Source organism: Paenibacillus caseinilyticus, from assembly GCF_027533645.1.
GTDB lineage: Bacteria > Bacillota > Bacilli > Paenibacillales > NBRC-103111 > Paenibacillus_G > Paenibacillus_G caseinilyticus.
This window is the reverse complement of record NZ_JAQAGY010000007.1, coordinates 294,350-302,265: the sequence shown is the minus strand read 5'-3', so window position 1 is coordinate 302,265 and position 7,916 is coordinate 294,350. Positions and strand designations below refer to the sequence as shown.

At 61.0% G+C, this 7,916-nt stretch carries 6 protein-coding genes; 5 read left to right on the top strand and 1 reads right to left on the bottom strand.

Features of this window, described 5'->3' with window-relative positions; translation table 11 throughout:
- Positions 1–132: 132 nt before the first annotated feature.
- The gene (locus O9H32_RS13475) at positions 133–777 is read right to left on the bottom strand and encodes an RNA ligase family protein (protein WP_269866612.1); all 645 of its coding nucleotides are present in this window, start codon (positions 775–777) and stop codon (positions 133–135) included.
- Positions 778–1,357: 580 nt separating this feature from the next.
- On the opposite strand from O9H32_RS13475, the gene O9H32_RS13470 reads away from it, so the two are divergent.
- From O9H32_RS13470 to O9H32_RS13450, 5 genes are all read left to right on the top strand, one after another.
- Complete coding sequence (locus O9H32_RS13470; RefSeq protein ID WP_269866611.1) at positions 1,358–1,882, top strand: hypothetical protein; 525 nt, start codon at positions 1,358–1,360, stop codon at positions 1,880–1,882.
- 624 nt (positions 1,883–2,506) lie between these two features.
- The gene (locus O9H32_RS13465; protein ID WP_269866610.1) at positions 2,507–3,673 is read left to right on the top strand and encodes a type III polyketide synthase; all 1,167 of its coding nucleotides are present in this window, start codon (positions 2,507–2,509) and stop codon (positions 3,671–3,673) included.
- Entirely contained in the window at positions 3,666–4,400 is a 735-nt protein-coding gene (locus tag O9H32_RS13460; protein ID WP_269866609.1) for a methyltransferase domain-containing protein, read from the top strand. Before O9H32_RS13465 ends, O9H32_RS13460 begins: the two co-directional genes overlap by 8 nt.
- A gap of 4 nt (positions 4,401–4,404) precedes the next feature.
- Positions 4,405–5,544 (top strand): NAD(P)/FAD-dependent oxidoreductase, encoded by a 1,140-nt coding sequence (locus O9H32_RS13455; RefSeq protein WP_269866608.1) that lies wholly within the window; start codon positions 4,405–4,407, stop codon positions 5,542–5,544.
- 63 nt (positions 5,545–5,607) lie between these two features.
- Positions 5,608–7,743, top strand: a complete 2,136-nt coding sequence (locus tag O9H32_RS13450; protein WP_269866607.1) for an MMPL family transporter — start codon at positions 5,608–5,610, stop codon at positions 7,741–7,743.
- Positions 7,744–7,916: the final 173 nt, after the last annotated feature.

Here is a 7,916-nt window from a genome sequence, read left to right as displayed (position 1 = left end):
GGGCTGAAGAGTTTGCTTTCTCGATATCTGGAACTTCGTTAACCTTTTGAAACCGCCGTATGCGGACCCGCATGTACGGTGGTGTGAGAGGACGGGGGCTAGGCGCCCCCTCCTACTCGATCGAGAGCAGCCTTACTTTTGGAAGGTGCGCTCATAATCCTCGAATCGGATTTTGCGGATCTGCCTGCGGTCGGAGGTTCTTACGATGATGCCTTCGGACCTGCCCGCCGCATCCAGGCCCACTTGAGTGCGCTGGAACCCGTTCAGGAAGGAGAACGTGTCCTCGAGTGTGACGGGAAAGTCGGAGCCTGCCCGTTTCGTCAACAAGGGGGCGGAGGGAAGCTTCAGCTTGTCCAAGAATTCCACTCTGGCATCCTCAGCGTAGAAGGGCTGATGTCCATGCTCGCGCCATTCCGCCAGTTTTTCCTGCGGCTGCCCGAGCAGGCGGTCCAGCGTGTCCGCATCCAAAGAGAAGACGTCAAACACCCGGCTGCCCTGCGTATTCGTGCCGGTATACTGTTTGGCCGCTTTCGTTTTGCCGCCGTAGGATTCCTGATAGATTACGGTTAAGGCCCAATTCCCGTCCGAAGACAGTTCGTTCATGACCCTCTCGGCCAGTGGTTTCAGAAAATCCGCGATATGCCCGTACGGATTCCCGATCCGGTCTCCCTTGGCATATAGCAGCTCTTCCCTTGATCCGATCAGATAATCGATGTCACCGTGCTTATTCTGGAGCAGAATAATCCGGGCGTTCTCACCGTCGACTTTCTCGTACACGTATACATCTTCGGCTATTGAGAAACCAGTCGCCCCCGATAAGGAGGGGGTTAGCCTTCCCCGTTCACCCAGTTGGTGATAAGTAAGAATACTTGGATATTTGGTCAATGAGTTGATTTTCTTCAAATCCATAGTGACGTCGGGCTCCTTTACTTGGATGATACCGGTCTTGGCGATGCCTGAGACAAGGACCGGAACGAGATGCAGGTCTATGCTCGTTTGCCCTCACAGCCGGCATCGCCGCTGCTGTTTTTACTGATCAGATACCGAAAGAAACAGAGCCTCCTTTCGCTGTATGTACGCGCTCTTTCCGTTGAAGAGGTATAACTAACTTTATGGTCATGTAGAGAAAATGGCAAGTCCTCATGGTTCGTATCATTTGGTCTCCTCAAACCGTTCCGATTAAATGGAAAAGAGAAGTTACAATGTAACATTTTCTCAGATACTATCGTTTATTTAAATGGTATATTTACAAAATAATGGCGGAGGTAAACGTGAGAAAATTCTCAAAGGTTGCTATGATGACGATAATGGTCATCGACTCGGAGCACGGCGGAACCTTTATTAGGATTGGAGATGCATGAATGATTCGAAAAATCAGTGGATCGCGGGAGAGACATTCCGGATGTTAAAACCCAATAAAGTAACGGTCATCTTTATAGTCGTAGCTATCCTTGCGGCGGCTGCCATTTTTACTGCCACTACCGCGACTCCAGATCACGGAGTAACAGCACACCGTGAGGTGGAAGGTAATGGGTTGAAAGAAGTTAAAGTAGATAAAGAGTGGGGCATATCCTTTAGCGGTCAATCGACGTCTACCCACATGTTTACGATTAATCCAGATTTCGGTCATGTTAAGCTGCATGTGCAAAACACAGGTCCCACAAGTTTCAATATAAACGTATCACATAGATCATCCGGTACATCTTATTGGGCAACAACTGTTCCGGGAAATAGCTCTGCTACGTGGTTTAGTTGGGACAAGTTCCCTCAAGGTATGATGAGTGGTGATTACAGCGTGGTCTTCTCAGGCGGCAATTATGACGCCATTGGCACTTACTGGGGGAAGGCGGCCAACAAACCCGAGGTTATTATAAACGAATGAACCGCCGTGTGGGGCAGACTGTGCGGAGTCATATAAGTCATTACGCTAAAGGAAGTAATACATAACAGGTTACTAAGACAGCGCCGGCATGTACTAAGCAGCAACAAGCCTTCTGCACGTGGTGTTTAATAAGCAATGGAATGACCGTCCGGGCCCTGAAACCCAGTAGGACGGCCATTTCTGTTTATGCGTCAGCGGAAGAGTAACGTTTCGAATCATTCCTATATATCTATTTAGGAGGACATCTGCGTGCGCTGGGTTTTCATATATACATGATGCAGACTATCCTTCATTCTTTGATAGATTGATATATGTTGCAAAAAACTACCCTTTAACGGCAGCGATCTTAGTGGTTAGCTTCTTTTAAATTCAGGCAGGATTTGATCAATTAATAGAACGGGAATATAAAACTATCAAAGTAAACATAGCACAACATGCAGGCAGGGGGGCAGATCGCCGTGCGGAAGTCGCTACAACAAGAGGCCCCTTATCAGGTGCCTCTTGTTTCGTCTCAGCCCACACTTTGACCTACTTGCGATGGCGCGGAGAGTAGACGACCTAGCATATCCATGCTCCGCGCGGAATAAGTATCATTGAAAATAGCTTGGCGGAGGAGGGAGTCAGGTGACGCATCAGGTTCGCGAAGATGAGGCAGCGGCCATCCTGGGGATTGGCACCGCCCTGCCGGCGGGCCGTCTCGACCAGTCCGTAGTGCTGCAGTCATTATCGGAGGCGCTGCAGGATCGTCCGGAGGTGTTCCGCTGGGCAAGGCGCATCTTCAGGCAGTGCGGCGTGGAGACCCGTTACACGTGTGAGCCGCGGCTGCTTCCCCACGATGGCGGCAACCCTTATTTGTCCATGATGGACGGTTCCAAAGTCCCGACTACCCGCGAGCGGATGGAGATCTACCGGCGCGAAGCGCTGCCGCTCGCCGTGCGTGCGGCGCGCAAGGCGCTGGCGGACAGCGGTACGGAAGCAGCCCGGATCACGCACTTGCTTACGGTGAGCTGTACAGGGCAGTACCTGCCCGGGCTCGATGCCCAGATCGTCCGCGAGCTCGGTCTGTCCGCCCGCACGAACCGGATCCCGCTTCAATTCCTGGGCTGTGCGGCCGGACTCAAGGCGGTGAGCCTCTCGCGGCAGCTCTCGGCAGCCGACCCGTCCGTAAGAGTGCTGGTCGTCTGCGTGGAATTATGCACGCTGCATATCCAGCCTTCCTTGGACCGGGAGGACTTGTTCGCGGCATCCTTCTTCGGGGACGGGGCATCTGCCTGCGTCATCGGCCGCCCGGGACGGGAACCGGCGGGGAGAGGTCTCTTCCGGCTCGACGGTGACCAGAGCGTGCTGTTCCCGGATTCGGCCGAGGCGATGACCTGGCAGGTGGGGGATTATGGGTTCGATCTGTATCTCTCCACGCACATTCCCGCGCTCCTCGCCAGGCATCTGCCGGAAGCGGTGGAGCATTTCATGGATGGGGCCGCGTCTCCGGGCTTCTGGGCGATCCATCCCGGAGGAAGAGGGATCGTCGATGCGCTCGAGCGCCTCTTCGGACTTACGGATGAACAAACCTCGCACAGCCGGGGCATTCTCCGGGACTATGGCAATCTATCGTCCGCTACGATCTTGTTCGTGCTCGAAGACATCCGATTGAACCTGCACGGTCAAGGCAGAGGTCTTGCAGCAGGCGCAGCGCTCGCGTTCGGCCCGGGCCTAACGGCCGAGCTTGTCCGGCTGACGTATGTGCCGGCCGAAGTCCCGGCTGCTGCAGAGGGGGAGGACGCCTATGTATGATGCGCTGAAGGAACGGCAGGTCCGGCCGGAGCTCATGGACGACTTCACGGGAGGCGGAGCTGAGCTGCGGGAAGCCCTCCGGCACCTGCGCAGGCTGAACCGGGTATTCCGGGCTGCCGCGCCGGTGCTGTATGGGGTCCGGCAGCTGTGGGAAGCGGCCGGCCGGCCGGAGAAGCTGACCGTGCTGGATGCCGGAGCCGGCTCGGGGGATGTCAATCTGAAGCTGCTCCGGTGGGCGGAGACGGCCGGCACCGAGCTGCGGATCATACTGGCGGACGTGACGGAGGAAGCCTGTGCCGAGGCCTCGGTCTTGTACCGGGACGAACCCCGGGTGGAGGTGCGGCGCTGCGACGTGCTGTCTCTTGGCGAAGGGTGTGCGGATATCGTGACCGGCTCGCAGTTCCTGCATCATTTTGACCGGAAGGAGCTTCCGGAGGTGGTTCGCGGGATGCTGCATGGAGCGAGGTACGGGGTTGTCATTAATGACATTCACCGCCACTGGATTCCTTGGGCTGCGGTATGGGCAGCTTCGCGCCTCCTCTCCCGCAACCGGTATATCCGGCACGACGGTCCGCTCTCGGTCACCAAAGGGTTCCGGGCGGAGGATTGGGAGTATCTGCGGGCGGAGCTCGCCTTACCGGCATTTCACTGCCGCTGGATGCCTCTGTTCCGCTACGCGGTGGTCATCGGCAAGCCTTTATCCTGCTTCCCCGAAGAGGGGGAGTGAAGCGATGAACCGGGTATGGGATGCGGCGGTCATCGGCGCCGGGATCGGCGGCTCCGCCGCGGCCATGGCGCTGGCCCGCCAAGGGTGGGACGTCCTGCTGCTGGATGCCCGGCGGTTCCCCCGCCACAAGGTCTGCGGGGAATTCCTCTCGCCGGAGTCCCGCAGCATGCTGCAGGCGCTGGGATTCGGCGAAGCCGCAGCCTCGCTCGGACCGGTAGAATTGGACCGGGCGAGGCTCTTCTGGGGGGAAGGGGGGCCGCTTACGCTCCCGCTTCCGGGGAAGGCGCTCGGCATCTCCCGGTATGCGCTGGATCCCGCCCTTCACGCAGAGCTGCGCAGGGCGGGGGGCACGGTGCTCACGGGCGCCCCCGTAACCTCCATGCAGGCGGAGGGGGACGGGTACCGGATTGAAGTCAAAGGGGCGGCGGGCAGGCTGGTCCTCCGTGCCCGGACGGTCATCGGTGCCTGGGGCGGTGGCGGCTCCAAGCTGTCGGGCGGACGGGCTCCCGTATCGGATTTTATCGGCGTCAAGTCGCACCTCACGAACGTTGCCGCAGACTCTGCCGTGGAGCTGTATGTCGTCCCGGGCGGCTATATCGGCATCGCCCCCGTCGAGAACGGCGCAGCGAATGTCGCCGCCCTGCTGGACAAGACAGCCTTCGCCGCAGCGGGTCTCAGCGCCGGGGAGCTGCTTCTCGCGGCCGCAGCGGGGCACCCGCAGCTGCGGGAGAAGCTCGCAGCGGGAGCCGCCGTTCCGGGGACGGAGGCGGCGGTTATTCCCCGCCTGGGCCGCAGGCCCAAGGCATGGGACGGCTGCGCCCTTGTAGGGGACGCGTGCGTGACGATCCCGCCCTTGTGCGGGGACGGCATGTCGATGGCCCTCCGTTCCGCGCTCCTGTGCTCCGGCTTCGCCGACGGGTTCCTGCGCGGCTCCCTGTCGGCGGGGCAGTGGAGGGTGCAGTATGAACGCAGGCTTCTCCGGGACTTCGCCGGCCCGCTGCGGTGGGGGCACCTGCTGCAGGGCTTATTCGCCCGACCGGCGCTGGCAGGCCCGCTGATGGCGGTCGCCCGCTTGGCGCCACTTCTGCCGGCGCTGCTGCTCAGAGCAACGCGGCTCAAAGAAACGGAGCGGCAAGACATGTAGTGAAGCAGGCCGCATACGGTGGGCGGGGAGACCGCTTCAGCGGAAGGAGGAGAACGGCCAACCATGGGATCTACCCGGCTTGCCCGGCTGTCGTGCCGGTATCCCCGCTGCTTCATCCTGCTCTGGCTCATCTTCCTGACCGGCTTCGGCCCGCTTGCCGATCATCTTCCTTCGGTGCTTCAGGATCACGGTCTGGTCGCGGACGACGCTTATATCCGGGTGCAGAGCCTGATCGGCTCCGAGTTCGGGATTCCGGCGGATCCTATACTGCTCGTCTTCGAGAAGGAGCCGCAGGTGTCTCCCGGGGAGCTGCACAGCTTCATCCGTCTTGCGCTCTCGCGGCTGGACGGGCTGCAGGGACTGGAACGCCGCATACCTCCTTGGGAGGGAGAAGGCATGATGACCGCGGATGCCGCCTATGCGGTGCTGGCGTTCGGACAGGCCCCCTACCGGATGGAACCGGTGCTCCGGGAACTGCGGGAACGGCTTCCGGCAAGGGAAGGCCTCTCGGTGAGGATCACGGGCAAATCCGTGGTCCAGGCCGATGTGAATGCCGCCAGCCGCCGGGATCTCTTCCTGGCGGAACTGATCGGCCTGCCTGCGGCCTTCCTGATCCTGAGGCTGGCGTTCGGCGGCAGCATCCCGGCGCTCCTGCCGGTCCTGATCGGCGCGGCCGCGGTGACGGGCAGCGCGGGCATCTTGTCCTTGACGGGCGGCCGCCTCGGCTTATCCTCCTTCGTGCCGAACGTCATGACGATGACGGGGCTGGCGCTCAGCATTGACTTCGCCCTGATGCTCGTCAGCCGCTTCCGCGAAGAACTCGCCCGGCATACAGCGGAAGAGGCTCTGGCCGTGGCGCTCCGGACGGCCGGGCGGGCCGTCGTCTTCTCGGGCGCCTGTATCGGCCCGGGACTGGCCGGGCTCCTGTTCATCCCGCTGCCCATGTTCCGCTCCATCGCCCTGGCGGCTCTGATCGTACTGGCGGTGTCCGTCCTCCTGACCCTGACGCTGCTCCCCGCCCTCTTGTTCTTGCTGCGGGGCGTGATCGGGACGCCTAGGCCCCGCCGGACGCGGGCTTCTCTGTGGGAGCGCTGGCCGCGCTATGTCATGCGCAGACCTCTCCGGGTAGCGCTGCTCGCCGCTGCCGTGCTCTTACCGGCGGTGCTGCCCTTGCGGGACATGTCCTGGGATGTGCCGGGTGCTTCCTCGCTGCCGCGTTCCTACGAATCGAGGCTGGCAGAGGCAGCGCTCCGCCAGCAGTTCGGGACGTCGCTGACGCCCGTCTATTGGGTCTTGGAGGGGAAGGGGGGCGGGCTGAGCCGAAGCGACTGGCTGGAAGCGTATGCGTTGGTAGAGCGGCTGGAGAACGATCCCCATATCGCGTCGGTCAGCTCGGCATTCTCCCGGATGAAGATGCCCCCCGCCGCCCTGTATGACCTGCTTCAGCGGAGCGGTCTTCCGCCGGCGGCGGAGAAAGCTCTCGGCTCCTATATCGCCGGGAACCGGATGCTGGTGGCGGCGACCCTCAAGATGCAGGCGGACGATCCGGCCGCTGCTCCACTGCTGCGCCGATGGGAAGCGGAAGGGGCCTCGGCGAAACTGCCGTTCCTCGTGGGAGGCGAAGCCAAATACCGGCAGGAAGTGTTCGATGCGATCCGCCGGGGGCTCCCGCCCGCAGCGCTCTTCATCCTGACGGCGAATGTGCTCGTGCTGTTCCTGGCGTTCCGCTCCCTGCTCCTGCCCTTGAAGGCCGTGGGGATGAACCTGCTCAGCCTCGCGGCTTCCTTCGGCATTCTGGTATGGATCTTCGGGGAAGGGGGCTTCTCCGGCGAACTGTCTCCCATTGCGGTCATGATCCCGGTCTTCATCTTCGGGCTGGTCTTCGGCATCAGCATGGACTATGGCGTCTTCCTGCTGTCGAGAATCGCGGAGACCTACCGGGAGACGGGAGACAACGAGCGGGCAGTGAGAGAGGGCCTGGCTTCCACCTCCCGGGTCATCACGGCGGCGGCCGCCATCCTGATCGCCGTCACGGCGCCGTTCGCCTTCGGCGATGTGGCCGGCGTCCGCCAGCTCGGGGTCGGGATCGCCGCCGCGATCTTCATCGATGCTACCGTCATCCGGCTGATGCTGGTCCCGGCCCTGATGAAGCTGCTCGGCGGGTTGAACTGGTGGCCCGGACACCGGGGGCCGCGCTGACCGCCAAGAATAGCGTACCGCTTCGCCCGTTCTCTCCCGGAACGGGTATTTTCTATTTCCCGGGGCTGCGGCTCGCCGCAACTTTTACCCTGGCACGGACGTTAAATCATGATAAGCAAGCCGCCCGGTGCGAAAATCCATCCGGTTTCCTGTTTTTGGATGAGGAAATACGG